This window comes from Peribacillus sp. NPDC097295, assembly GCF_044761665.1.
In the GTDB taxonomy this organism is placed as follows: domain Bacteria; phylum Bacillota; class Bacilli; order Bacillales; family DSM-1321; genus Peribacillus.
The window spans coordinates 43,783-66,309 of record NZ_JBIWCW010000002.1 but is presented as its reverse complement, the minus strand read 5'-3'; the positions used below and the strand labels follow the sequence as shown (position 1 = coordinate 66,309).

Genomic DNA, 22,527 nt, shown 5'->3' with positions numbered 1-22,527 from the left:
GTAAGATAAGGGAAAAGGAGCTGAATGAATCATGAAAAATAAAATTATCGAGAGATTTATTTCTTATGTAACGGTGGATACACAATCTAATGAGGAAGTTCCCACTTGTCCTTCCACGACAGGACAGTTGACTTTGGCAAAACAATTGGTAGAAGAATTACAGGCTATCGGAATGGCCGAAGTCACAATTGATGAAAATGGCTATGTCATGGCAACCTTGCCTTCCAATTCAGAAAAGCAGGTCCCGACTATCGGCTTCCTTGCACATGTGGATACAGCGACAGATTTTACAGGCAAAGATGTGAAACCACAGATTGTCGAAGCGTACGATGGGAGAGACCTCCTTTTACATAAGCAATTGAATGTCGTCCTTTCGCCCAATGACTTCCCTTCCCTTCATGACTATAAAGGACACACATTGATCACGACGGATGGAACTACCCTTCTTGGTGCGGATAATAAGGCTGGCATAGCCGAAATCATGACAGCCATGGATTATTTGATTCAACATCCGGAAATCAAACATGGGAAAATCCGCGTGGCCTTTACTCCTGATGAAGAGATTGGAAGAGGGCCCCACAAATTTGATGTAGAGGCCTTTAATGCCCAATTTGCTTATACCGTGGACGGTGGCCCGCTCGGTGAACTTGAATATGAGAGCTTTAACGCCGCATCTGCCAAAATTACCATCAAGGGCACGAACATTCATCCCGGTACAGCCAAAGGTAAAATGATCAACTCCGCTAAGATTGCCATGGAGCTTCATAATAAACTACCTGTTGAAGAAGCACCGGAATCCACGGAAGGGTACGAGGGCTTTTATCATCTTCTCTCAATTCAGGGAGAGGTAGAAGAAACCAAACTTTCCTATATCATTCGGGATTTTGACAAACAAAAATTTCATGACCGTAAAAAGTTCATCAAGCAAATCGTCGAGGAATTAAGGGAAAAGTATGGTCAAGAAAAAGTGATACTGGAATTGAATGACCAATACTTCAATATGAAAGAAAAAATAGAGCCGGTCAAGGAAATCGTCGATATCGCCTACGAAGCCATGGAAAGGCTCGGGATCGAACCAAAAATTTCACCGATTCGTGGTGGTACGGATGGATCCCAGCTCTCTTACATGGGTCTGCCAACACCTAATATCTTTACCGGCGGAGAAAACTTCCACGGTAAATATGAATTCATCTCCGTCGACAATATGGAGAAAGCGACCAATGTAATCGTTGGAATCGCTTCGCTCTTTGAGGAAAAGGCTGAATGAATGTTTACCCCCATGCAAAAACCCAGACTCCGTACTGTCTGGGTTTTAACATGTGAAGAAGTATTTATAGCGCTCTTGACCAATGCCGATGCTGAGCGATCGCCTCAACGAAACTATCGGCAGATTTACCGTCTGTATCCGCAGTAACCGTCACAACACCTGCAGTAGCGTCACCGACAGGTATTCCTGCCCGAGCAAGAATGTCAGCTGCTTCTTTCCCTGCTCCAATCGCTTTGAAATGATTATAAGCTTCATCAACAAAATAGATGGCATCTTTCGTGGTTCTCAATTTATCGATGCAATCCTTACCGCCTGCCACATACACGGCATCATATAGAACTGAATCTGTCGTCAGGAAGCTTTGAGTCACCTCGATTTGCTTCCCTTCTGCACTCTTGATCATTCCACGATTCACACTGATGATTTCTGATATGATTCCTGCTGTTTTAAATGCACCAAGAATCTGGTTCATTTCGGAGCCGTTAAATCCATCAGCCGCCAATATAGCCACTTTTCGTGTTGCTGGTGTATTGATTTTATTTTGCTCCTGGCTTAAAGCCGGGGAAGTCAATGCCATTTTTGACTCATTTTTATTGGTAGGAGGGTTTACACCCACTCCTTCAGCGATTTTTTTGGCCAATTCCACGTCGACATTGCTGAACATTTCAACGATTTGTTGTTGAATGTCTTTATCTTTCACTTTACCCACTTCAAAATGGAAAGCCTCGATTATATGTTCTTTTTCCACATCGGTCATGCTATTCCAGAATAGCTTTGCTTGGCTGTAGTGGTCATTAAAGCTTTCACTGCGCTGACGCACTTTCCGGCCATCGACTTTTTCTTGATAATGAGCATATCCACCTTCCGCTTCCGAAGCTGGTTCAGGAGAGTTATTGGCAAGTCCATTTTTATGATAGCTGACTTTCCCCTGATTGATGGCCATACGATGCATGCCATCACGTTGATTATTGTTAACCGGAGCTACTGAACGGTTAATTGGGAGCTCGTGGAAATTAGGACCGCCCAATCGTGATAGTTGGGTATCCGTATACGAGAATAATCGTCCTTGAAGTAATGGGTCATTGGAGAAGTCAATACCAGGGACGACATGTCCAGGATGGAAGGCGATTTGCTCCGTCTCGGCAAAGAAGTTATCCGTATTTCTGTTCAATACCATTTTCCCGATGATTTTCACGGGTATCTGTTCTTCTGGCCATAGTTTTGTAGGATCCAGGATATCGAAGTCGAAGTTGAATTCATCTTCTTCCTTAATCATTTGCACGCCAAATTCAAACTCGGGATAATTCCCCATTTCAATGGCCTCCCACAAATCTTGTCGGTGGAAATCGGAATTTTTCCCGGCAATTTTTTGTGCCTCGTCCCAAACAAGAGATTTCACACCAAGAACCGGTTTCCAATGGAATTTGACGAAATGGGAAACTCCTTCTTCGTTCACAAAACGGAAGGTGTGCACGCCAAAGCCTTCCATCATGCGAAAACTTCTAGGAATGGCCCTATCCGACAAATGCCACATGACCATGTGGGCTGTTTCTTCATTATTGGCAACAAAATCCCAAAATGTATCATGGGCTGATGCAGCTTGAGGTATTTCATTATGAGGTTCTGGTTTAACCGCATGGATTAAATCCGGGAACTTAAGGGCATCTTGAATGAAAAATACCGGAATATTATTCCCAACTAAGTCATAGTTCCCCTCTTCGGTATAGAACTTCGTTGAAAATCCACGGACATCCCGGACCGAATCAGCTGAACCGCGAGAACCCGCTACAGTCGAGTAACGGACAAATACTGGTGTCTTAACAGAAGGGTCTTGTAGAAATTTTGCCTTTGTGTATTCCCTCATTGACTCATAAACCTGGAAATAACCATGTGCGCCAGATCCACGTGCATGTACAATTCGCTCGGGAATACGCTCATGGTCAAAATGAGTCATTTTTTCTCGGAAATGAAAGTCCTCCATCAACGTTGGACCACGATCACCCGCCGTCAAAGAATGTTCATCTTCGGAAACTCGCAATCCTTGATTGGTTGTCATCTTTTTACCGGTATCATCCACTCGATATTGTTCCAACTGTTTGTTCTTGCTATGTTCGTTTTCTTTTGTCATCCTTGTCATTCCCTCCCGCATTATCTAAAAAAGTCGATTTCCTGATGTATGTATACTGATAGTTTTCTTAATCTTTAATACCACCATATTTTCGTGGGTAAACGGGATTCTCCAAAAGTTAAAGGTAAATCTCAGGGACTCGTTTCTCTTCTTCATCTAAGACAAAGGATCTTTCGGCTCTTAAGAAAAAACCATACAAAAAAAGGCTACGGAAAACAGTTCTCCGAAGCCCTTCATTTTAGACATCTTTAGTTTTTCACACTTCACCTTCCGCTAGCCAAGGGAAGAATCCATCCAGAAATCTCTCGGTTGCAGGCATGAAATACGAGCCATAGTGATAGTCGGGATCAAGTGTCATAATTACCCAAGTCCCTTTGGTACTGACCTTATCAATGTATAAGACCGCTCCCCCATCTTCTGTTGAAATCAGGATATCGGTTCCTCCTGGAGGCCAATATACGCCGTGTTGATGCCATGTCGCATCAGCAAGTGTCAAATAGCGGCTGAATAAATCATGATCGGGACGTTGCAGCACTAAACCACTTTTGGCATCCTTCTCAAGCCACCACCAAAAGTTCGTTTCCCTGAACTCCCAATTATGTCCCGGAAGCCACTCGTTTAGCTGTGGTCCAAAGGATACGATAATTCCTCCCTTATCGGCAAAATCCATTATTTTTTTCATGGATTTCATGAGAAGGCCCATATGCAGCTGGGATGGAAGCAGAAGTACATCGAATTCATCTATTGGCGTTTCCTCTAAATCGGGAAGGTAAATAAGTTTCTCTATATACTTTTTATATTTCGGTTCAGTATATGTCCGGTGGTGTTGCGAACTTCCTCCGTCGACGACTGCTATTTTCCTCATCCCATTTCACCTCTCTCCTGAAGCATTGAATATTCGTCCTGAACCCACTGTATGAGTTGTGGACCAATACGTTTTTTCGTTCCTCTTGCATTCATCGAGCCGAATAGGTCATTACCTACATGAACCAAAATAGTACCCTTTGTACTATTTCTGTCTATATACGTAATTGGTTCGCTGCCCGGTAATCTCAGGAGAACTTCTGCTCCTTCAGGAATGGGATGGTGGCCTCTCGCGAAGAATCCGGAAACTCCTTTGTTATAAGTCATCTCATCTTCCTCTACCCCATCAAAAATTGGGTGATAATGATCGACTGAGACCTCATAATCCTTGTAACTGTGAATCGTTTTAGGAATGAAGGGTGAGCCGCCTGGCAACCAGTCCAAATACAAATTGCCGCTAAAAACCAGGATCTTTTTATCGTCTAGAAACTCCCGGATGATATCTCTATGCTTAAATAAGAATTTCTGATCGATTAATCCCTGAATAACCAAGCATTTGTAAGGTTTCAAGTCTATATCGGGCAATTCATAAGTATCGATGAAGGTAAAGACATCCTGCATTTGTGAATCATTTACCCTGGCCTTTCCGAAATAACTTCCTGAATCCAGCATCAGAAAGTCTGTTTTATTCTCATTCACTTCTTTTCCTCCTTCATGTTGCTCTAACTCTAACGATGCTGTCATGAGACTTTCGTGAATAGATTTCGCTTTATTTATTTCTTGTCCGCTAAGAAGGGACCATACAAGAAACAAGAACTTCCCTATTATAAGCATGATAAATGCTATATCATAATAATACTTTCAATTTATCATCATTGATAACCATTATCAATGGAAGTGTTTTTTCTTTTTATAAAAAACCTCCAAATGTAGAGATTCATGAATCTTTATTATATTCTCGAATCAACTTATTCATTTATTGAATAGTTATTAGTTCTGCTGTTTAGCAAGATTTAAGACGGTCTGCTTTAGAAGCCAGAAGAAAGAGGCTCCTCCCCTTTGGAAGAAAACCTCTTACCTGTTTATTTAGCTAGCTTCACCATGCATCTACAACCCTTTGCTACTGTCTTTACGATTCCACTTGAGTAGTTTTGGGTCTTTAATTTTCATTTCCTTTTTATTCTCCCAATCCTCTTCCGTTCCATCAGCCACATATTCCTCAATTCCTTCAATCATCCACTTCTTCTTATCAGTATTATAGATCATTGAGAAATCACGTACGGCTTTATATGAAAGGTCTTCCATCTTCTTTTGGTTTTTCAATCTCATTTTGCTGTTATAGGAAACTACAGCTACCGCTTCCGCTCTCCACTGGCCATCAAAATAATTGACATCCAAATCATCGAGGTTAATGACTGCCCCTAAATATTGTGAATGCACTTCATCGACATAATTTTTGACCTGTTCGAAGTTTTCAGCTGCAATAGAGGTGTCATCTTTAATGTTATCCGAAACATTGGTGAGTTTCTTGGTATCGAAACTACTTGTTTCAAATACAGCCCAGTCATGGTTGAAAACATCGACAGCGGACATGACCGATTTTTGGACCTCTTTATCGTTTCTGGCCAAGGAGTCGGGATCCACTACAAGTGTGACTTCCTTAGAGCCTCCCCAGACATCTACCTTATCCTTTTTCATGAAGGTCCCCAGTTCATTTTCCACCGTGGTGACCGTGTTATATGTCCCCGGCAAAAATGGACCATACGTATCCTTCTTACTCTCTTTCACGGATTCCTTCAAGTTATCGACAGAAAGGGATAGTTGATCGTCATCATTTTGTCCCGACACTTTAATGAATCCGGTTTTCACTTTCAGCTTATATTCTCTAAATATCCCCCATTTTTTACCGGACTCGACCAGGCTTACTTGCTGGTTGGTTGCCGAATAATCTTTATCTTCCACTTGTTCATTCAATCCATCCTTAATGGCATCAAAGCTTGAGTCATTGGTATTTAAATACTTTGCAAACGCCTTAATGGATTCTTTGTTTACTACCGTTCCCTTTTTATCAGGATCGATTAACTCCTTAAGCTGACTGGTATCCTTCTTTTCAACTGCTTCTGTAAAAGATTCCACTACCTTTTTCGGTTTATTGTTTTGTTGAACGAAAAGCATGGTTACCAAGACCACGGCAAGTAAAGCAACAGCGGAGATACCACTTATAATCCAAGCTTTTTTTGACATATCTCACTGCTCCTTTAGTATTTTGATCCTGCTGCAAATATGTTCGCTATTCTTTCCTGACCATCTTCTGAAGAATCAACACTCCATTTCCCGTCCTCTTCTACCAAAAGAACCTTTAAATCTTCCCCTTCTTCGACATCTTGGGCATTTACGACTTTATCAAATTTAGATATTAAATACTTTTTAGTCGCTTTCTCATCATATTTACCCGTTTTTTCTCTATATTCAAATTGATAATCTGAAAGGTCTTCGTAAATGTTTCGTAATGAAACGGTTGAAAACTCAACTAAAACTACAGCCTTTCCATTTGCCTTTGCAGAAGTAACCGTTTTAAACTCGGCCTTTTGTGACTGAGCCGATTTATAAGTGGCGTAAAGTTTATCTACTTCAGCATCCGTCAACTTTCCAACGAAGTTCCTTTTCACCTTCTCTTTGAAGACCTCTTTCGCTTGTTCCTGCAAAGCTGCTTTGTCTGCAGAAACGAATTTCTCATAGTCACTATTGTCCTTATCTAGGTAAATCGCATCGATATAAGCGGCTAACGCTTTTGCAGGATCTTGAAGAGCATCAAAACTTTCAGCATAATCAGCCGTGTTCACTTTAATAATCACTTCTTCGATTTTCTTATCATAATCTTCCGATTGAGCTTTGACCCCTATTTCATACTCTTTATCTTTTTCCACTTCAAAAAAACCTGTGACCGTTTTTGTCTTTCCGGCACCCAGATCTCCACTGCCTTCAAACTCAATGCCCACATCAGTGTTATATGCATCTGAAATCGCATTAAATTCTTCATCGCCATCATATAGCTTCATTCCATCTCTAGTTGAAAGTCGAATAGATTCCTTGGCTTTATTATTCAGCTTAAAATTGACGGCCAAGATTCCTTTTTCCGTTTCTTCTTCTGCCACACCATCGTCTTTTCCAAGTAGCACAAAAGATGCATCCTCAATGGATACCTCTAAATCCTTATTCTTACTCTTGCTATCGCTCTTTTTTTCCGAAGATCCACTAGAATTGCTGCATGCAGATAACATCAGCATACAAATAAACAATACCGAAATACCCCTTAACTTAGACACCATATAAATTCCCCCCTATAAATAAATAAAAGACCGCACACTGATTTCCAGCGAGATCTTTGGATAGGGAAAAAGAATACCGAGAACCATTAGTTAATGCAGATCAATGATTTTAGACTAGTATGTATTGGATTCTTTTTCCACTTATCTTCATTTACCTCTAATCACCCTAATCCAAACCCAAAAACAACCTAATTAATACATATTTTGGTATATTTTTTATTGTTGAACAGGCATAAAGTATATAGACCAAATCTACTTCATTAATTTCATTGAGCCCTTTTAACCATTCCCGTTGAAAAAGAAGGGGTCTTAAAATTCCACTGAGATAAAAATCAACCCATTTCCTAGCGAACTGATAGCAAAAAGCCCAGAGATAAAATCGCTGGGCTATCAATCACAATCTATTCTTTATTTCGTTTAAACATCACATACAAGAAAATGAGCACGATGCATGCTATAACGGTTGGAACAACAAGAAAACCTTTACCCTGCTCATGTTCTCTTATTCCTCCTTGTTCCTCCTTATCTACTACTATGGATTTTTCCCCCTTTACAGAACCCTTTCCGAACTTCACCTGCTTCATGATCGGGCCATCTTCAGTTTGGGAAATCCACGATTCTTCAATCATTTTCCCCTTCCATAACACAGGATCGGCCGCCCCGTTCAAGACACGGGGATGTGCATCCATCAGGTATTCGTTATTCCCTATATCCAACTTATACGTTTGATCTTCACCCACTTCAACCTGGCTTACCTCTCCTGTCGGTCCCGGTGATAAACCCGCTTGTTCCATTAAAGTTTCACCATCGATTTCGATTCCTAAATTCCTGGCCATGAATATCACGAATTCTTCCCTCGTCATTTCTCCGTCAGGGTCATTCAAGTATAGTTTCCCTTTAAAAAAGGCATCTCCCACATCGCCATAGGTCGCATTTCCTTCTAGAGAGGATAGCAAGCTAGACTTCATTTCTCCACTATCTACGCCTCGGTATTGATCCAATCGAGATAGGAAGCCCACTGACCACTCTGCCAATTCTTTTCGGGTCAGTTTATCCTGTGGATGAAATAGGCTATCTTCGTGCTCATAACTGATGATGCCCATTCCGCTAAGAAGGACAACATCTTCTGCTGCTTGTGAATATTGGATATCATCATATACATTCTCTTTATTTACGACGTGTGCAGATACAACAGAAGGCACCAACATCATTAGCATCACATACACCAGTATCCAATTTTTCATTTGGCCACCACCCTATTTATTCCGGACGCAGAATGAGCGCCCCGTTTGTTTGTTCCAAATGTGCCATCTCTGAAATACCCGCCAGTCTTTCGAACTGACTATAAGGGATTTTAAATCCTTCCAGCTCATCCACCAGTGTATCGGGTAGCAAAAATCCATTGAAATATCCCGCTTCCAGCTTCAATTGTGCAACATCCTTGGACTCCTGCAGCACCTGACCCAGTAATAGAACATGCAAATCAGGCTGATTATAGACCAGATAAACATGATCTGACCGAAAGAAATACTGAAGGTCACTTCGTTCATTCAACCATTTCTCATCAAGTCGATAAGAGTCTTCCGATGTCTCAGCCATGGCCCACTTTCCTGCCTCTTTTTCAGTCAAAGTGGTATCCTTCCCTAGCTTTTCAATGAGGGATTCTTCCACTTCTGAAACCCAATCGATATCCAGATAGTTAGCAAGCTGTTCAAGGTCAAGTCCTGGATTATCGGAAAGAAATTTTTCCCGGCTTACTAAATTCCCCTCTATCACCTTCAGGAGCTCCTGGTGGCCCGCCATGGAATTTTTGGCACTTTCTAATTGTTTATAATGCAGGTAGAGCGTATTCAGGTCATCGATATAGGATTGGAGATTCCTTTCCATCAACCACTGACTCCCCATGATATCGACAAGATTCTCGCCTTCCATCAAAAAACCAAGCCATGAATCCAATCCTACGTCGCTATACAGTTGCAACTTATCCATCGCATTGCGCTTTTCATCCTTATATTCCTGTTCCATTTCATCCACTTTCGGGGAAATTTTCAATAAATCCTTTTTAGTCTCTTCCATTTCCCGTTTTAATTTTTCAGTCGTGCTTTCGTCATTAACCCCGTCAAGAAATTCCGCAAATGCACCCGTCAAATGTGCAAATGCAGGCGTCGTTGAAACAAGCAATATACCAGTAACTAGGATGATAAGTAACTTACGCATCTTTAATCAACTTCCTTGTCGCTAAATAACTAGCCACAACCCCTACAAGTGATCCGAGGAAAATAATCCATGTCATAATCCCGTAGACACCATTGTTTGTAAAAGTAAATAAGGACGGGAACCGCTGACCAATTGGCACAAGCACGAAGGTAAATAATAGATAGACGGCCAAGTCAGCAGCAAGACTTCCCATCAGCCCTACAATCAAGCCTTCGAACAAAAACTGATTCCGCACTGTGGATGGCTTGGCCCCAATCCATAATTTCACTCTTATCTCCTTCTGCCTTTGATAGAGCGCTAAATTGATAGCCATATAGACCATACCGAACGAGACAACAATGAAGAAGAATAACAGTAACAGTCCGTAAGCGTTTATCCGGTCCATCCAAGCTAAAATGGTCTCCGCCACTTTTTGGGGGTAAACGACTTTTGAGATTCCTTGCATCGACTCCAATTCTTTAGCAACCATGTACATTTGTGAATGTTCGTGAAGTTCTATGCGAATGGCATCCTCTATTTCGCCACCAGTCTGAAAGGATTCCAGCAGATGCTCCTTTCCCTTAAAAAAGAAAGCGAGGTTCTCAATCATTTGCTTGCCTGTTTCAACCTCAACAGAGTCTATGAAACTCCTTTTCTCAAGGATCGAAGCCACGGCTTCCGTATCGGCTGAAGGATCAAGGTAAACCTTCAGCGTGATTTGTGAATCCAGATATTCCAACAGGTCACCCACACCAGAACGAACCAGAATGAGGATTCCAGTAAGGAACATCGCTATGAAAATAAGGGCCATCGAAGCAAGAGCTGCACTCCAATTACGCTGAATCCCTTCTTGTGCATCCATTAATGTGCGTTTAATCTTTTGAAGCTTCATGGACTTGCCCATCTTCCATCACCCATATTTTCCCCGGAAGCGACTTTAAAACCTGCTCCGAATGTGTAACAATCAGCATGGAGATTTCCTCCTCTTCGTGAAGTTCTTTCAATAACTGCAACATTTCCAGTGCGGTTTCCGTATCCAAGTTTCCAGTCGGTTCATCAGCCAATAAAATCCGTGGTTTATTCAAAAGTGCCCTGACAATCGCTACACGTTGCTGTTCTCCTCCTGATAATTGATGAGGATATTTCCTTTCCTTCTCTTTCAATCCGACCCTCTCGAGGAGACGGTGTGCATCAGATTCTATTTCCTTCGTATCCCTCCCAACCACTTCTCCTGCAAGCATGACGTTTTCCAATACCGTTTTACGATCAAGTAATTCGAAGGACTGAAAAATGATACCCATTTTACGACGAAGCTTATATTTCGGAAGGTTTCCAATAGGAATCGAATCAATCTCGATTTCTCCTGTAAATCCCTCTATTTCACGATATAGCAATTTTAGTAGCGTACTCTTTCCTGATCCGGATTTCCCTTGAAGAAAAGCAAATTCCCCTGGTTCCAAATGAAAAGAAAGGTTACCGAGGACTTCACAATCCCTGTAACCTTTCGTAAGTTTTTCGATTCGAATCATTACATGTCACCTTCTGCAAGCCAAGGGAAGAATCCATCCAGGAACCTTTCCGTTGCCGGCATGAAATAAGAACCATAATGATAATCGGGATCGAGTGTCATGACGACCCAAGTACCACTCGTGCTGACCTTATCAACGTATAGAACGGCTCCACCATCTTCCGTGGAGACGAGGATATCCGTTCCGGTAGGAGGCCAGTAAACACCATGTTGATGCCATGTCGCATCACCAATTGTAAGATATCGGCTGAAAAGATCATGATCAGGTCTCTGAAGAACCAATCCACTTTTTGCATCCTTTTCTAGCCACCACCAGAAATTTGTTTCCCTGTATTCCCAATTATGCCCTGGAAGCCATTCATTTAATTGTGGACCGAATGAAACGACGATGCCTCCGGCGTCTGCGAAGTCCATCACTTTATCAATGGACTTCATGAGCAAACCCATATGTAACTGAGAAGGAAGAAGGAGGACATCAAAATCATCAATGGGCGTTTCTTCAAGATCAGGAAGATAAATCAGCTTTTCTATGTATCTACTATATTTTGGTTCGGTATAAGTCCGGTGATGCTGCGAACTCCCCCCGTCAACCACTGCTATTTTTCTCATTCCCCTTCACACCTCTCTTGAAGTTTTGAATATTCATCCCTAACCCACCGCATAAGCTGAGGGCTGATACGATTCGTCGTTTTTTTAACCTTCTTAGAACCAAATAAGTCATTTCCTGAGTGTACAAGAATGGTTCCACTTGTGCTGTATCGGTCAATATAGGTGATTGGCTCTCCTCCAGGAAGGGTTAAAAGCACTTCAGCCCCCTTAGGAACTGGATGATGCCCACGGGCAAAAAACCCCGAAACGCCTTTGTTATAGGTCATGTCGTCCTCTTCTACCCCTTCAAAGATGGGATGGGGCTGGTGGATCGAAACCACGTAATCTTGGTAACCGTTAATGGCTTTCGGAATGAAATTAGCGCCCCCTGGAAGCCATTCAAGATATAGGTTGCCACTGAAGACGACGATTTTTTTGTCATTCAGAAATGCTTGAATGATCTTTTTATACTTATAAAGAAATTTTTGGTCGACCAGGCCTGGAATCACCAAGCATTTATAAGGCTTTAAATCAATGTTCGGTAGCTCATAGGTATCAATAAAGGTGAAATCATCCTGATAATCCGGGTCATTTACCCTAGCCTTTCCAAAATAGCTTCCTGTATCGAGCATCAAAAAATCTTGTATATGTTCATTCATTTTCTTTCCTCCTAATAATGCTCCAACTCTAGCAATGCCTCTATCAAGCTTTTTGTGAAAGGATGCGCAGGATGATCGATTACATCTGACGTGCACCCCGATTCGACAATCTTTCCTCGATCTAGTACGATCAAACGGTCACAGAAACTACGGGTCAACGCAATATCATGAGTGACAAACAAATAGGAAACCCCATATCGCCTCCCCATTTCTCTCATTAACTGAAGAAGGTCAAGCCTCAAAGATGTATCGAGCATCGAGGTCGGTTCATCCGCTATAATCAAACGTGGCTGACAAATGAAGGCCCTCGCAAGCCCCACCCTTTGTCTTTCCCCCCCGGATAATTGATGTGGATATCTATTCATGTACTTTTCAGGGGCCAAGGCCACATCATTTAAAGCCTTTTGAACCAACTTCTTTCTTTTGAAACGATCACTTTCTAATTTTTGAATAACAAGTGGCTCGGCCACCAATTGTTCAATCGTCATAAGGGAAGAGAGTGACTCATAGGGATCCTGAAAGACCATTTGAATGGATTTAGCAGAAAGCCTACGCTCTTTGGCCTTCATGCTCAGCAAATCCTTGCCTTCTAAAAACACTTGGCCGCCATCCGCATTTTCCAGACCTGCGATGATTCTCCCGATGGTACTTTTTCCCGCTCCGCTAGCTCCTACCAGTCCAACCGTCTCACCTGGCATTAAAGAAAAGGTGACTCCTTGTAAAACAGGATCAACCTGTTTTCGGAAACCGCTACTTCTATATGTTTTTTTCAGTCCATTTACGACTAATAATGCTTCCTGATTTTGATTATCTCGATCCGGTTGATCATGTTTCAGTTCCACTTTTTCCACTCCTATCGATTCACTCATGATAATTTTTCCCTAATTATGTCAGGGTGTACTCTAGGGATAGAATCGATAAGACGGCGCGTATAGGGATGTGCCGACATTGTGGCCAATTCTTTAGCCGGGCCTTGGTCAATCAGCATTCCCTCTTTCATGATGATCAATCTGTCACTTAGTGACAGGACGACCGGTAAGTCATGGGAAATGAAAATCATCGACAATCCTAACCTTTTCTGCAAGTCGCGTAACAATTGGATGATTTCCACCTGGACTTTGACATCAAGGCCCGTTGTCGGTTCATCAGCAATGATGAAATCTGGCTCATTGATCAATGCCATTGCAATAATTACCCTTTGTCGCATCCCACCACTCAATTCATGGGGGAAAGCAGAACCCCATTTAGGGGCCAAACCTACCTGGTCGAGCATATAGTTCACCCGTTCCGCTACTTGAGCATGATCCATTTTATGATGGGTCGTTATCGCTTCCGCTAACTGACTCTTGATGTCCATGACTGGATTCAAGGCATTCATGGCAGCCTGTGAAATCAGGGCCATTCTATTTCCACGCAGGCTTTGCAATTCCTTCGAGGAAAGATCTGCTAAGTCCCTTCCCTTAAAGTGAATGGTCCCTTCTATGTGCGCGGGGCTTTTTACCAGCTGAAGAATGGCTGATGCAATCGTCGTCTTTCCACTGCCCGATTCTCCTACCAATCCGACGACTTCCCCCTTACTTATAGAAAAATCAACATTGGTAACAGCCTTGACCCTTCCCTTTTCTTTCGGATAGGTCACCGTTAAATTCCTAACATCCAGTATCGTATCGGAATTCCATTGTTCATCGAACTTACTAGAAACCCGACTTCTTTTCTTCCTCACAGGAGAAACGGTATAACTACTTAACCGCGGGTTCACTTTTTCTTCTAGATAATAACCAATCAACGAGAACGATAGTACAGTCAGTACGATACACAATCCAGGAGGAATGACCCACCAAACCCATGCATCTGTTAAAAAGGCACTTCTAGAATTGGCATAATACAGAATGCTGCCCCAACTTTTGATTAGCGGGTCCCCCATACCGAGAAAACTCAGTGACGACTCCATCATGATGGAGACATTCACCGCTCCCACGAACTGTGGAATGATAAGAGGAAAGACGCCGGGAAGTATATGTCTAGAAAATAAGTAATACTCGTTAGCCCCCATCGATCTTGCTGCCAATACAGGCCCCCTGCTCCTTAAGGAAAGGGTTTGGGCCCTAATTTGCCGCGCCTTTCCTGCCCACATTACCAAAGTGATGACAAATATTTGAGTCCACATGCTTGGTCCTAAAAAGACTCCTATGACAATCATTAGGGGCAAAAATGGAAGGGTCAGCGTAATATCGATGACCCTCATGCACAAGGTATCTAGCCAGCCTCCCGAGTATCCTGAAACCACCCCGATCAACGTCCCGATCAATGTTGCCAATAGGGCAGATAGGATACCGATCATTAAGGAAACACGGGCGCCTTCTATCACTTCTGCCATGATATCCTGACCCATATCATTGGTACCCATCCAATGGACGGAGGAAGGCGCTTCAAAGGGCTTACCCGCTTGTTCATCCGCGTCGAATGGAATTACATATGGTCCAGCAACCGCCATCAGAACCAGAACGGCCAATAGACATACACCTATCAATCCTATCTTCTTAGATCCAGTATGCATCATTGAGAATCCCCCACACTTTTTCTTGTACGAGCCCGCGGATCAAAAATTGGATAGGTCAGATCCGCAAGTAGGTTGGTGACAATCACTGCAAGAGTGATGATGAGAAACACACCTTGCATCATCGGGTAGTCGCGTGCAGTTACACTCTCGTATAGGAGCCTACCTATCCCCGGATAAGAAAAGACACTTTCAACAACCACCGCACCACTGACTAAAACACCTAAGCTCATAGTGAAGTGGGTATAAACAGGCAGCAATGCATTACGTAAAGCATGCTTGAAAATCAAACGGCCATTACTGACTCCTTTTAATTCGGCCATTTGAATATAGTCCTGGCCAAGCGTTTCGAGCATCGAGGAACGCGTCAAAAGAAAATTTGAACCAACCGATGCAATGGTCACCGTCAGTACTGGTAGAATGAGATGACTGAGTACATCCAACACGTCATTCATGGTTCCCCCGGTATGTACGGTCGATACCGCACCGAAGGAAGGGAACCAGCCTAGGTTGACAGAAAATACCGCTATGAGGAGCATGCCTATCCAAAAACCAGGAATCGATTCCAAGGTAAGCATACCTGTCAACGTCAAGACATCTCTTCGTTTTCCCCTGTTCCAGGCGGTATAGGCCCCTATCACAATTCCGATGATCGTACTCAAAATCAAGGCAGGTCCGACAAGTAGAAGTGTCCATGGTATCCGCTCTGCCAATACCTTCGTGACTGGGATTCCATATTTAATGGAGTTTCCTAGATCAAAATGAAAAATCCCGGTAATAAAAGTAAGATACTGTTCCCATACTGGGCTGTCGAGACCAAGCTCCCTTTCCACATCCAGCCTCTGTTCAGGCGACAATTCATTCAAGCTCGATTCGCCAAAATAATATTGAAGTGGATCTCCGGGTGCCAAGCGCGGCATGGAAAAATTGATAGTCAGCGCGACTAAAAAGACAAGAACGTACTGTAAAAACTTCTTACCAAAATCGAGGGAGAAACCTTTTCTTCTCATCACCGTTCCCCCATTCTATTTGATGATTTTTGCATCCGTTGCTGAAACTGCTTCTCTCACTTCTTGAGATAAGAATGAGAATTTATTAATAATTCCATATCCTGGAGACTCCACCCATTGATCATAGGCAGTAGCATTAAAAGCAAAATTCTCCTCAGGGTAATAAAGTGCGACACTCGTCGGCTGGCTGTTAAACAGTTCTTGCATGTCAAAGGAAATTTCCTTACGTTTATTTAAATCTCTTTCTGCCATCCAGTCGGTAATGAGCGCATCCATTTTTGGATATTCTTTATCCTTCGACCACAAATAGTTTGAACGGTGGGACATGATAAATTGATCAGGATCAGCTACACCATGTGCACCAATATTTCCAACACTCATATCAAAGTCTCTTGTTTCGAACAGTGCCGAAATCGTTCCAGCCTCCAACGCCTCTACCTTCACATTGATTCCCACATCGGCGAGTTGCGCCTTCAACATTTCAGATGTCCGAATATAGATTGGTTCGCTTGACGATACTTTCAAGGAAAGTTCTAGCTTCTTGCCATCAGGTGTTTCACGCATTCCGTCCCCATCCGTATCAACATACTTTAACTCGTCCAATATCTTCACCGCTTCCTTTTTATCATAAGGAGTGTTCAGGCTAGGGTTCGTCCAAGGAGAATCAGGATGTGGGTACCCCTTAGTACCTGCTCTTCCTTCTCCAAGCAAGACAGTGTCCACTATGTTTTGTCGGTCAACTGAAAGTGAGATTGCCCTTCGGAATTCCCCCTTATCAAATGGCGCATGATCATAATTCAACTTCAATTCCACAATCGACAGCGGTGATGTCTCTGCGACTTTCATGTTATCCATTTTCACGAAGGTATCATTTAATTCGGTTGGAAGCGCCCTCGCCGAAATATCAATTTCACCCGAACGTAAGGCATTAAACATTGCCGTGGAGTCCTTGATGATTGGCATATTCAATTTTTCCACAAGAGGGCTTCCCATAAAGTAGTCTTCATTGGCCTCAAACGTGTAAGATTGGTCAGCGACATAGTCCACTAATTTATAAGGACCGGTTCCAATCGCTAAATCAGTATATTTCCTTGGGTTTTTAACATTTTCCCAAATATGTTTTGGTAAGATCGGTAAATCAGCAAATGTAATGGTCTCAAGTGATGGACAAGCATATGCACATGTGAATCGAACAGTGTCCTTGTCATCTAACTCGATTTCTTTAATATGGGGAACCTCACTGACATGATGGGTATGACGGTTAGCCGGTCCATCCCTAAAGTATTCATATGTAAATTTTACATCCTCTGCCGTGAAATCTACTCCATCATGCCATTTAATGCCCGATTTGATCTTAACGACCCATGTTACCTCGTCAATCTGCTTAGCAGATTCCGCTAACCAGGGCTGCGGTTCATCTACATAAGGGGACGGAGAGAATAGTTTGTCATAAACTAGTTCCGTCAAATAGTCGATATTTCCGGTATAAATATTTAAAGGACCTGCATCTGTAGGAAGTCCAATATTCAATTCTTCCGCCTTACTGGTTTCATCGGTCTTTTCACCCGCATCTGCACTTTCTTTCATGCCCTCTTTGGAGTTGCATCCAACCAGGAGCAACGATAGTAATAAAAAACTAAAATAGTACTTGAATGATTTACGGGTAAACATGTGTAGAACCTCCTTCAATATGGACAATCTATTGTGAATCTATAAACCTATTAAAATATTATTTAGAAAAATGAGAAAATCGTTCCCCTTCTTAGGCATCATACTAAACGAACGACCCTCTCAATTTACCACCACTGATAATGATTATCAATATCGTTTATATCTTTGATTAAGGATTAAACCTTGTTTAGAAGGTGTTGTAAATCTTTTTATAATATTTTTGAATGCCTCTATTCAATTTTTGAATAAACAAAGTAGCCCTTTACGGTCTTTTACATGAAACCCGAGTTAAAATCAGCACAAAAAAAGATCATCCCTAAGGACGACCTCAAATCAATTGCTTAAATAGCTTTTCAATATTTCTACAAAAATCCTTTTGGCTTTCCGTAAACTGAATACCCTTTCGAGTGACTAAACCATTTTTCCGTTTTATTGTTAAACCTGAAACAGGCCTTGAGGATAATTCTCCCTTATTTATCTCCCCTACCACAGCAAAGCTAGGAAGAAATGCAATACCGTGCCCAGCCTTTACGGCCTTCTTTATCAGCTCAAAGTTGCTCATTTGTAAGTATCGGAGTTTTTTTATCTGCCGGCTATGTAAATGATTCTTGATATATTGCTGCAGATGGAGGCTCTTCGGTAGGAGAATTGTTTGATTATGTAAATCCCGGTAGTAAAGGGTTTTTCTTTCTTCCCAAGTGTGTTTAGCCGGAAAAATCAAGGATAGGGTGTCCTCGAATAAGATTGATGTGTCGTAATTATCCATGATATAGAAGTCTTCTGGATAGATTGGCATGATTGCAAAATCCGTCAGGTTATCTTGAAGACTCCTCTTTAAATCATCATAGCAAAAACTATTTATTTCGATGTACTTTGGTGGCGAGGCATCCTCAAACTGCCTGAGAATATCTGAAAAGAAATATTCCGCTATATAATTACTGACGAAAATCGATAGTGTCTGTTCATGACAGTCTACTTTTTTTATCGTCACTGAAGCTTCCTCAACGAGATTTTGAATCTGCTTAGCATAGGACAAGAGAACTTCTCCTTGCTTTGTTAACTCCACTTTCCTTCCGCTACGATTGAAGAGCCTCGAATCAAAGTCTTGCTCTAAGTGGTTGATATGGTGGCTAATCGTAGGTTGTGAGCAGTAAAGTCTCCGGGCAGCCTCGGTGAAAGAGCGACACTCAGCAAGAACGATGAATGACTCCATTTTCTCCAGTATATTCATTCTTATTAACCCCTCGATTAGCTTTTTTTATTTGAAAATGATAATCATTATCATCAATATTTTAACAGTTCCCAAATAACCTGTCCATGTGAAATCCTTCGATCTTTCAATTATCTTCCGTAACCTTATGAGATATAAACTCTTATTTACTTCGTTCATCAGGACTACCGACTCTTTTATCATAATTTCCATGTTTCATTTGAAAATGAGTAGATAAAACTGGTTCTACACCAAAAAAAAACCGGAAAGACTAATTTACGTCTTTTCCGATTCTTTCTTAATTTGGCTCTTTTATCGTTTATTCGCTTCTGAAACCTTCAAAACCTTGCCTTTGACTTTCGTATTCTTCATCACTTTCAAGACCAGTGGACCTTTGCCATTAAGGATCTCTACATAGGATACATTATCTTGAATGGTTATAATTCCGATGTCATCAGCTTTTACTCCATCTATCTTCGCAATTGTACCGACAAAATCGATGGCCCTAATTTTCTTTTTCTTCCCACCATTAAAATACAGCTTCATAATTTGTTTATTAAGCTGTTCCCCTTTGTCCTTTTTAATCTTCGGACGGGTCTTTAGCTTCGCTTCGAAGTCCGCTTTCATGTCTGAGACATTTTCTTTGGTCGGAATGGGCATGTTAGGAATCGTGAATCCGATGTAGCTTTGGATTTCAGTGAGGAACTTGCCTTCATATGGTGTCGCAAACGTGATTGCCTTCCCTTTTTTACCCGCACGTCCAGTTCTACCTGTACGATGGACATAACTTTCCTTTTCAAGTGGAAGATCATAGTTAATGACATGGGTGATATTATCAATATCAATTCCTCTCGCCGCTACATCCGTAGCCACTAAATAGCGGAATTCCCCTCTTCTATACTCGTTCATCACGGCCAGTCGATCCTCCTGAAGCATTCCACCATGAATCATATCACATGGATAATCTAATTCCATTAACTGTTCACATACTTCATCAACCTTATCTTTTGTACGGCAGAAAATGATACAGCTATCTGGATTTTCGACAATCGTAACATCTCTAAGCAAGTTAAACTTATCATCTTCCTTCACTTCGATAACAGCATGTTCGATTTTCTCAGTCGTTAAACCCGTTGCCTTTATTTCAATATCCAAAGGATCGTTCATATATTTATGGCACAGTTTTTTTATGCTCTCCGGTAAAGTGGCAGAAAACAGCATCGTTACACGGTTCTTTGGCAGCAATTTAATAATGGCTTCCACTTGCTCGATGAATCCCATATTTAGCATTTCATCCGCTTCATCGATAACTAAATGAGTCAGTCTATCTAAAACAAATGTACCCCTTTCAATATGATCAAGGACACGGCCAGGCGTTCCGACGACCATATGGCTTTTTTGCTTCAGTTCTGCTTGTTGCTGAGCAAAAGGAGATTTCCCATAAACCGCTGTTGCCTTAATCCGTTTAAAACGGCCAATATTCGTAATATCCTCTTTAATCTGTACAGCCAATTCCCGTGTCGGGGTCAATATGAGTGCCTGTGGCTTATTTTCCTGCCAATCGACCATATCACAGAGTGGTATGCCGAATGCAGCGGTTTTTCCGCTTCCTGTTTGCGACTTTACGACTAAATCCCTTTTTTCCATAGCCACGGGAATCACTTCACGTTGAACTTCCGTTGGGTGCTGATAACCTAGGCTATCCAAAGCCCGAACGATCTCATCACTTAATTTATAATCAATAAACTTAATTTCCGTCATATAACAGCCTCTTTTATTGTTTAGTGTGTCTTGCTTTATTGTTTCCGTAATGGTTATTTCCTTATACTAATTTCTATTATACGCGATATGCATCAATAAACCTTGTAATATCCTAAACCACTTGGTATTACAGCAGGTTTTTCATGGCATTTCAATTGCTAATGAAAATAGCTAATGAACTTACTCGTATGCTAAAATATGCATGTACGAATATAGTCAAATAAGCTTGTAAAGGAGAAGTGGGTTATGATAATCGTAGCGAATAAAATCAAAGTGAAAAAAGGAATGGGAGCTGTCATGGCACCGGGGTTTACGGCACCAGGTCCTTTAGATACGACAGAAGGCTTCGTTAAAGTTGAAGTATTGTTAACGCAAAACTTAACCGATTACGATGAACTAAACGTTAATATGTACTGGGAAAACTTAGACAACTTTACGGCATGGAGAAACAGCGATGCGTTTAAAGCTGCACATAAACGTCCAGAACCTTCTTCAGACGAAGCTAAAAAAGAATCGCCTATCATTGGTAGCGAACTTGTCACGTATGAAATCGCATCTGTAAAAGAAATCGCTAAATAATCACTTCTCACTTGAATGAGGCTGTAGGTTTACAGCCCCATTTTCATGTTCAGGCAAGCATAAAGGATTCGACTTTCCCAATGAAAAAAACAGTATGTAGGCGATACATACTGTTTTTTTCATTGGGAGTGGCGTGCTTCAATTAGCGGGCCTCCGTTTTCTTGATTTGTTTACTCCTTAACTGGCCACAGGCCGCATCAATATCCGTTCCATGTTCCTGACGGATTTTGCAATTCACGCCTCTCTTTTTCAACGTGTCATAAAATGCAAGCACCGACTCCTTCTCGCTTCTTTGATATTGACTGTGTTCATCTACAGGATTATATGGAATCAAGTTAACGTATAGGCGGTGTTTCTTATCATCTAGCAGTTCTGCAAGCTGTTCAGCTTCTTCACGATGATCGTTGACGTCCCTCAATAAGATATACTCAATCGTTATTCTCCGATTCGTTTTTTCCAAATAATAATCCAACGACTTCATTAATTTTTCAATTGGAATACCACGATTTATTTTCATGATCCTGGTTCTAAGTTCGTTGTTCGGAGCATGTAAAGAAATGGCCAAGTTAACCTGTAATTGAGTATCCGTGAATTCATAAATCTTATTAGCTAGTCCACTCGTCGATACTGTAATGCGTCTAGCTGCAATCGCCAGCCCCTTATGGTCCATAATGACCCTCAAGAAGTCAATCATGTTGTCAAAGTTATCGAATGGCTCACCGATACCCATCACTACTACATGACTTACGGTATCCCCATTCCCCAATTGATCAAGGTGAAGTTGAACATTCATAATCTGCTCGACTATTTCCCCGGCAGATAAATCACGGCTTTTCGCTAATAAACCGCTTGCGCAAAAACTACAGCCTATATTACAGCCCACTTGAGTGGTGACACAAACTGATATTCCGTATTTATGTCGCATCATGACCGTTTCAATCAGGTTGCCATCCAGTAATTTAAATAAGAACTTGATCGTCCCATCCGCTGACTCCTGCTTAACATGCTCAGTCAACGTTTGGATAACGAAGTTTTCTTCCAGCAATTGAATGCACTCTTTATTGACATCTGTCATTTCCGAGAATTCCGTAACACGCGTCCGATAAAGCCATTCCCAGACTTGTGTTGCCCGAAACTTCTTGTGGCCATGGTCCAAAAGCCACGCTGTCAATTGTTCAAATGTTAATCCATAAATGGACTCCTTATTCATACGTTACCCTCTTTTCATAACATTAAATTA

20 protein-coding genes are annotated in these 22,527 nt (G+C 41.7%); 2 read left to right on the top strand and 18 right to left on the bottom strand.

Features of this window, described 5'->3' with window-relative positions:
* The first annotated feature begins 31 nt into the window (after positions 1-31).
* Entirely contained in the window at positions 32-1,267 is a 1,236-nt protein-coding gene (gene pepT, locus ACIQXN_RS03585; RefSeq protein WP_402961874.1) for a peptidase T, read from the top strand.
* Between the two features lie 64 nt (positions 1,268-1,331).
* On the opposite strand, the gene ACIQXN_RS03580 is transcribed toward pepT, so the two are convergent.
* The 17 genes from ACIQXN_RS03580 to ACIQXN_RS03500 form a co-directional block, all read right to left on the bottom strand.
* A complete protein-coding gene (locus ACIQXN_RS03580) occupies positions 1,332-3,395 on the bottom strand; it encodes a catalase (RefSeq protein WP_402961872.1) in 2,064 nt (687 codons plus the stop codon).
* 256 nt (positions 3,396-3,651) lie between these two features.
* Positions 3,652-4,260 (bottom strand): hypothetical protein, encoded by a 609-nt coding sequence (locus ACIQXN_RS03575; protein WP_402961870.1) that lies wholly within the window; start codon positions 4,258-4,260, stop codon positions 3,652-3,654.
* Complete coding sequence (locus tag ACIQXN_RS03570; RefSeq protein WP_402961868.1) at positions 4,257-4,898, bottom strand: phosphate starvation-inducible protein PhoH; 642 nt, start codon at positions 4,896-4,898, stop codon at positions 4,257-4,259. Before ACIQXN_RS03570 ends, ACIQXN_RS03575 begins: the two co-directional genes overlap by 4 nt.
* Before the next feature lie 408 nt (positions 4,899-5,306).
* Positions 5,307-6,443, bottom strand: a complete 1,137-nt coding sequence (locus ACIQXN_RS03565) for a TcaA second domain-containing protein (RefSeq protein WP_402961865.1) — start codon at positions 6,441-6,443, stop codon at positions 5,307-5,309.
* A gap of 14 nt (positions 6,444-6,457) precedes the next feature.
* A complete protein-coding gene (locus ACIQXN_RS03560) occupies positions 6,458-7,528 on the bottom strand; it encodes a DUF5105 domain-containing protein (RefSeq protein ID WP_402961863.1) in 1,071 nt (356 codons plus the stop codon).
* Positions 7,529-7,929: 401 nt separating this feature from the next.
* Positions 7,930-8,772, bottom strand: a complete 843-nt coding sequence (locus ACIQXN_RS03555; RefSeq protein ID WP_402961860.1) for a hypothetical protein — start codon at positions 8,770-8,772, stop codon at positions 7,930-7,932.
* Between the two features lie 16 nt (positions 8,773-8,788).
* A complete protein-coding gene (locus tag ACIQXN_RS03550) occupies positions 8,789-9,745 on the bottom strand; it encodes a hypothetical protein (protein ID WP_402961859.1) in 957 nt (318 codons plus the stop codon).
* Positions 9,738-10,628, bottom strand: a complete 891-nt coding sequence (locus tag ACIQXN_RS03545) for a cell division protein FtsX (protein WP_402961856.1) — start codon at positions 10,626-10,628, stop codon at positions 9,738-9,740. Before ACIQXN_RS03545 ends, ACIQXN_RS03550 begins: the two co-directional genes overlap by 8 nt.
* On the bottom strand, positions 10,597-11,253 hold the full coding sequence (locus ACIQXN_RS03540) for a cell division ATP-binding protein FtsE (RefSeq protein ID WP_402961854.1): 657 nt from the start codon (positions 11,251-11,253) through the stop codon (positions 10,597-10,599). The genes ACIQXN_RS03545 and ACIQXN_RS03540 overlap by 32 nt, the downstream gene beginning before the upstream one ends.
* The gene (locus ACIQXN_RS03535; RefSeq protein ID WP_402961851.1) at positions 11,253-11,861 is read right to left on the bottom strand and encodes a hypothetical protein; all 609 of its coding nucleotides are present in this window, start codon (positions 11,859-11,861) and stop codon (positions 11,253-11,255) included. The genes ACIQXN_RS03540 and ACIQXN_RS03535 overlap by 1 nt, the downstream gene beginning before the upstream one ends.
* Complete coding sequence (locus ACIQXN_RS03530) at positions 11,858-12,499, bottom strand: phosphate starvation-inducible protein PhoH (RefSeq protein ID WP_402961849.1); 642 nt, start codon at positions 12,497-12,499, stop codon at positions 11,858-11,860. Before ACIQXN_RS03530 ends, ACIQXN_RS03535 begins: the two co-directional genes overlap by 4 nt.
* Positions 12,500-12,510: 11 nt before the next feature.
* A complete protein-coding gene (locus ACIQXN_RS03525) occupies positions 12,511-13,368 on the bottom strand; it encodes an ABC transporter ATP-binding protein (RefSeq protein WP_402961846.1) in 858 nt (285 codons plus the stop codon).
* On the bottom strand, positions 13,365-15,059 hold the full coding sequence (locus ACIQXN_RS03520) for a dipeptide/oligopeptide/nickel ABC transporter permease/ATP-binding protein (protein WP_402961844.1): 1,695 nt from the start codon (positions 15,057-15,059) through the stop codon (positions 13,365-13,367). Before ACIQXN_RS03520 ends, ACIQXN_RS03525 begins: the two co-directional genes overlap by 4 nt.
* A complete protein-coding gene (locus ACIQXN_RS03515; RefSeq protein WP_402961841.1) occupies positions 15,056-16,066 on the bottom strand; it encodes an ABC transporter permease in 1,011 nt (336 codons plus the stop codon). Before ACIQXN_RS03515 ends, ACIQXN_RS03520 begins: the two co-directional genes overlap by 4 nt.
* A gap of 15 nt (positions 16,067-16,081) precedes the next feature.
* Positions 16,082-17,737, bottom strand: coding sequence for an ABC transporter substrate-binding protein (locus ACIQXN_RS03510; protein WP_402961839.1), 1,656 nt, complete (start codon positions 17,735-17,737; stop codon positions 16,082-16,084).
* A gap of 328 nt (positions 17,738-18,065) precedes the next feature.
* Positions 18,066-18,968, bottom strand: coding sequence for a LysR family transcriptional regulator (locus tag ACIQXN_RS03505; RefSeq protein ID WP_402961836.1), 903 nt, complete (start codon positions 18,966-18,968; stop codon positions 18,066-18,068).
* A 291-nt stretch (positions 18,969-19,259) separates the two neighbouring features.
* Positions 19,260-20,708, bottom strand: coding sequence for a DEAD/DEAH box helicase (locus tag ACIQXN_RS03500; RefSeq protein ID WP_402961834.1), 1,449 nt, complete (start codon positions 20,706-20,708; stop codon positions 19,260-19,262).
* Between the two features lie 246 nt (positions 20,709-20,954).
* Between ACIQXN_RS03500 and ACIQXN_RS03495 the strand changes: the two genes are divergently transcribed.
* Positions 20,955-21,287: a heme oxygenase gene (locus ACIQXN_RS03495; RefSeq protein ID WP_402961831.1), complete on the top strand. Its 333-nt coding sequence runs from the start codon at positions 20,955-20,957 to the stop codon at positions 21,285-21,287.
* 142 nt (positions 21,288-21,429) lie between these two features.
* On the opposite strand, the gene rlmN is transcribed toward ACIQXN_RS03495, so the two are convergent.
* Entirely contained in the window at positions 21,430-22,497 is a 1,068-nt protein-coding gene (gene rlmN, locus ACIQXN_RS03490; protein WP_402961829.1) for a dual-specificity RNA methyltransferase RlmN, read from the bottom strand.
* Positions 22,498-22,527 lie beyond the last annotated feature (30 nt).

Excerpts from the sequence above, each read along its gene's own strand:
- ACIQXN_RS03565 (WP_402961865.1), bottom strand. The coding sequence starts at position 6,443 with ATGTCAAAAAAAGCTTGGATTATAAGTGGTATCTCCGCTGTTGCTTTA.
- ACIQXN_RS03530 (WP_402961849.1), bottom strand. The coding sequence starts at position 12,499 with ATGAATGAACATATACAAGATTTTTTGATGCTCGATACAGGAAGCTAT.
- ACIQXN_RS03525 (WP_402961846.1), bottom strand. The coding sequence starts at position 13,368 with ATGAGTGAATCGATAGGAGTGGAAAAAGTGGAACTGAAACATGATCAA.
- ACIQXN_RS03510 (WP_402961839.1), bottom strand. The coding sequence starts at position 17,737 with ATGTTTACCCGTAAATCATTCAAGTACTATTTTAGTTTTTTATTACTA.
- ACIQXN_RS03545 (WP_402961856.1), bottom strand. The coding sequence starts at position 10,628 with ATGGGCAAGTCCATGAAGCTTCAAAAGATTAAACGCACATTAATGGAT.
- pepT (WP_402961874.1), top strand. The coding sequence starts at position 32 with ATGAAAAATAAAATTATCGAGAGATTTATTTCTTATGTAACGGTGGAT.
- ACIQXN_RS03515 (WP_402961841.1), bottom strand. The coding sequence starts at position 16,066 with ATGAGAAGAAAAGGTTTCTCCCTCGATTTTGGTAAGAAGTTTTTACAG.
- ACIQXN_RS03555 (WP_402961860.1), bottom strand. The coding sequence starts at position 8,772 with ATGAAAAATTGGATACTGGTGTATGTGATGCTAATGATGTTGGTGCCT.
- rlmN (WP_402961829.1), bottom strand. The coding sequence starts at position 22,497 with ATGAATAAGGAGTCCATTTATGGATTAACATTTGAACAATTGACAGCG.
- ACIQXN_RS03520 (WP_402961844.1), bottom strand. The coding sequence starts at position 15,059 with ATGATGCATACTGGATCTAAGAAGATAGGATTGATAGGTGTATGTCTA.
- ACIQXN_RS03500 (WP_402961834.1), bottom strand. The coding sequence starts at position 20,708 with ATGACGGAAATTAAGTTTATTGATTATAAATTAAGTGATGAGATCGTT.
- ACIQXN_RS03575 (WP_402961870.1), bottom strand. The coding sequence starts at position 4,260 with ATGAGGAAAATAGCAGTCGTCGACGGAGGAAGTTCGCAACACCACCGG.
- ACIQXN_RS03495 (WP_402961831.1), top strand. The coding sequence starts at position 20,955 with ATGATAATCGTAGCGAATAAAATCAAAGTGAAAAAAGGAATGGGAGCT.
- ACIQXN_RS03580 (WP_402961872.1), bottom strand. The coding sequence starts at position 3,395 with ATGACAAAAGAAAACGAACATAGCAAGAACAAACAGTTGGAACAATAT.
- ACIQXN_RS03535 (WP_402961851.1), bottom strand. The coding sequence starts at position 11,861 with ATGAGAAAAATAGCAGTGGTTGACGGGGGGAGTTCGCAGCATCACCGG.
- ACIQXN_RS03505 (WP_402961836.1), bottom strand. The coding sequence starts at position 18,968 with ATGAATATACTGGAGAAAATGGAGTCATTCATCGTTCTTGCTGAGTGT.
- ACIQXN_RS03560 (WP_402961863.1), bottom strand. The coding sequence starts at position 7,528 with ATGGTGTCTAAGTTAAGGGGTATTTCGGTATTGTTTATTTGTATGCTG.
- ACIQXN_RS03550 (WP_402961859.1), bottom strand. The coding sequence starts at position 9,745 with ATGCGTAAGTTACTTATCATCCTAGTTACTGGTATATTGCTTGTTTCA.
- ACIQXN_RS03540 (WP_402961854.1), bottom strand. The coding sequence starts at position 11,253 with ATGATTCGAATCGAAAAACTTACGAAAGGTTACAGGGATTGTGAAGTC.